Consider the following 3,378-nt stretch of genomic DNA (forward strand, 5'->3'; position numbering starts at 1 on the left):
TTACTTTCCCCGTATTGAGTCCAATGTGGATTTGAATCTCTAAATTGCGCCGCTTGAACCAATCCTGATTTAGGTGAATAACTGCTCGTTGCATTGCGATCGCAGCTTGAACGGCTCGGTCAGCATCGTCTGGTTGGCAATAGGGGGCTCCCCAAACAGCCAGTAAGGCATCCCCAATATATTTTTCTAAAGTGCCTTCGTATTCAAACACAATATCCTCTACCATCACCTGGAAGTACTCATTGAGCATCTCAATCACTTGGCGTGGCTTCATCTGAGAGGACATTTCGGTAAATTTACTGATGTCGGCAAACAGGGCGGTTACTTCGGTATCTATAATTTCTAAGTGGCCTTCTTCCTTGAGCTTTTTACTCACAGCTTCCGGAAAGAAAAGCTCAAATTTACTCCGCATTACTGCTTCTTCCTGCATCTTCTGGTAAAGTTGAGCATTGTCAATTGCGATCGCAGCTTGGTTCGCCAGAGCCGTCAAAAACTCCAAGTCTTCTTGAGAATAAATATTGGCTCTAGAGAGATTATCCGCATACAATACCCCAATCACTTCCTCTCTTGGTTTTAGGGGTACGCACATGGAGGCATGGATTTCTTGCTGGAGCACTGACTGGGAATTGCTGAATCGTTGGTCAATGGCAGCATCAGCAATTAAAACCCCATCCCCCTTCTGGTGTACGAAATTGGTGATTCGTTTGCTATAAAATCGCTCATGGGTGGGTATGCCTGTTCGGGAGTTGACAGCTTTTTCCTCTAGCATTCCCGTTTCTTGATTAACCATGAGGATGATTGCCCGGTCTACATTCATAATCTCGAACAGCAGGTCAAGAATTTTTCTCAACAAGTGATCAGGCTCATCGGGAGAGGAAAGTTGCTTACTCACCTCCAATAATATTTTTAACTTGTCTACTGAGCGTTGACCTGTCTCTTTCTCTCGCAGCTTCAGGGCTGAGCCTTGATAAGCTAAACTGTCATGGTGCAGTAATTCCTGAATTTCTACACGGGTTTTTTCTGGAGATAACCGGCTGACAATCGAAAAGTTTGAATCATTATCTTTGAGAATATTTGGGGTAATTCTGTCATCATCACTCACAAATTCAAAGATTACACTGCCCAGACGTATTAAGTCTCCGTCTTTGAGTTCACACTGGTCAATTTTGGCGTCATTAACAAACGTATGATTTAGGCTACCTAAGTCTTTTAGGATAACCCGATTATTCGTGATTGTCACCTGAGCATGATGGCGGGAAAGACTTTTATGAATTACGGTAATACTATTATTTATTTCCCGTCCTATGGTATTGGCTCCACTGCTCAATTTATAACTTTCTTGGTTATTCGGCTCTGATTTAGCAATTAAATATGGCACAATCTAGCTCTCGTCATTAGTTCTTATCTCAGACAAGTATAATCGACTAAATTATCAAACTACTAATTTAATGTTATAGAATCTACGTTTAATGGGTAAGGGTATTATGACAAGCCTATGAAGCGCGCCTCTTTTAGCAAGTAGGTTATCAAATGCCCCTGTTTTAACTAATACCTAATACCTGACAGCATTACCCTAAGCTATAATCCCTAACCCCTAATCCCTATAATTGGGTTGATAACTGTTTTTAAAACTGGTGATATAAATTTCGTGGTAGTAGGAGAAAACTTGATATTAGGTGAACACTTGCTTTACTGGTAGTTTCCCTCGGCAATGGGTTGAGGCTTTTTAAAAGTATATCAAACTATTAAGCCATTTTGGCATAAATAAGTCAGAGTCTAAATAATTAGTTATAATCAAAGAATTGGAAGTACTATCCCCATTGGGGGGAGGAGGAAGCCATGGGGATCGCTACAGTTAACCCAGCAACCGGGGAAACCATCAAAACCTTTGAGCCAGAGAGTCCGTCCTCGATTGCGACCAAGCTAGCAGTTGCCCAAGAGGCGTTTGAGCAATACTGCGAAACATCAATGGAGCAAAGAGCAGATTGGCTGAACGCAGCGGCGGAGATAGTAGAGCGGGATCGAGTCAAATTCGGCGAGCTGATGACCACGGAGATGGGAAAACCCCTCAAAAGTGCGATCGCAGAAGCGCAAAAATGTGGTTTGGTTTGTCGGTACTACGCTGAACACGCAGCTGAATTCCTGGCAGATGTCCCAGCCTCTACCGATGCCACCCAAAGCTTTGTGCGCTACCAACCTCTAGGAGTAATTCTAGCAGTCATGCCCTGGAATTTTCCATTTTGGCAAGTCTTCCGTTTTGCTGCTCCAGCATTGATGGCGGGAAATGTGGGGTTGCTCAAACATGCCTCTAATGTGCCTCAATGCGCCTTAGCCATTGAGCAAATCTTTGCTGAAGCAGGATTTCCGGAAGGGGTGTTTCAGACCTTACTGATTGGTGCTAACCAAGTAGAGCCAGTAATTCAGGATCCACGGGTAAAAGCTGCCACCCTAACTGGTAGTGAGCTAGCAGGAGCTGCTTTAGCCGCTGCGGCTGGCACACAAATCAAGAAAACTGTCCTGGAACTAGGGGGAAGTGACCCGTTTATTGTCCTAGACAGTGCCGATTTAGAAGCAGCAGCTACCAGCGGTGTGACTGCTAGGATGCTCAATAACGGTCAATCGTGTATTGCAGCGAAACGGTTTATTGTGGTGGACGCAGTAGCCGATGAATTTCAGCAACGCCTACTGGAAAAATTCCAAGCCCTGAAAGTGGGAGATCCCATGGCGGAAGATACGGATATTGGTCCGTTGGCAACCCCTGGTATTCTTAGAGACTTAGACCAACAGGTGCAAGCCTGCATTGAACAAGGGGCAAAGGTTCTTATCGGTGGCCATCCTTTAAGCGATCGCGCTGGTAACTTCTATCCCCCCACGATTCTAACTGACTTCCCACCAGGCACTCCAGCCGATAACGAAGAATTTTTTGGCCCTGTTGCCCTATTGTTTAGAGTTCCGGATATTGATGCTGCTATTAAGCTTGCCAATTCCACAGTATTTGGATTAGGGGCTAGTGCCTGGACAACCAATGAGGAGCAAATGCCTAGGCTGATTGATGAACTTGAAGCTGGAGCAGTATTTATCAATGGCTTAGTCAAATCCGACCCCCGTTTACCCTTCGGTGGGATCAAACGTTCTGGGTATGGGCGAGAACTAAGCATTCAAGGGATACATGAGTTCGTAAACATCAAAACTGTTTGGGTGAAGTGAAAATTCTCGGTATTAGGCTAAAACCATTAGCCTAATACCATTACCCTAGATTCTATTAGCCTATAGCAAGTCTATTTAAATCCTGAACAGTGACAGTTACTACTGACGGATTCTCCGACTCAGGACTCAGGAATCAGGACTCAGCAATATTCTTAAAATTAACCTTGTTGG

Annotated in this window: 2 protein-coding genes; one reads left to right on the plus strand and one right to left on the minus strand. The window is 44.3% G+C overall.

The window, feature by feature from the left end; all coding sequences use genetic code 11:
• Nucleotides 1–1,378: GAF domain-containing protein (locus tag F6K52_RS34275; protein ID WP_293089362.1), on the minus strand; the 1,378-nt coding region annotated here is incomplete at its 3' end.
• 461 nt (nt 1,379–1,839) lie between these two features.
• On the opposite strand from F6K52_RS34275, the gene F6K52_RS34280 reads away from it, so the two are divergent.
• Nucleotides 1,840–3,207 (plus strand): NAD-dependent succinate-semialdehyde dehydrogenase, encoded by a 1,368-nt coding sequence (locus tag F6K52_RS34280; protein ID WP_293089364.1) that lies wholly within the window; start codon nt 1,840–1,842, stop codon nt 3,205–3,207.
• The last annotated feature ends 171 nt before the right edge of the window (nt 3,208–3,378 follow it).

This window comes from Moorena sp. SIO3H5, assembly GCF_010692395.1.
In the GTDB taxonomy this organism is placed as follows: Bacteria; Cyanobacteriota; Cyanobacteriia; order Cyanobacteriales; family Coleofasciculaceae; genus Moorena.

Excerpts from the sequence above, each read along its gene's own strand:
- F6K52_RS34280 (WP_293089364.1), top strand. The coding sequence starts at position 1,840 with ATGGGGATCGCTACAGTTAACCCAGCAACCGGGGAAACCATCAAAACC.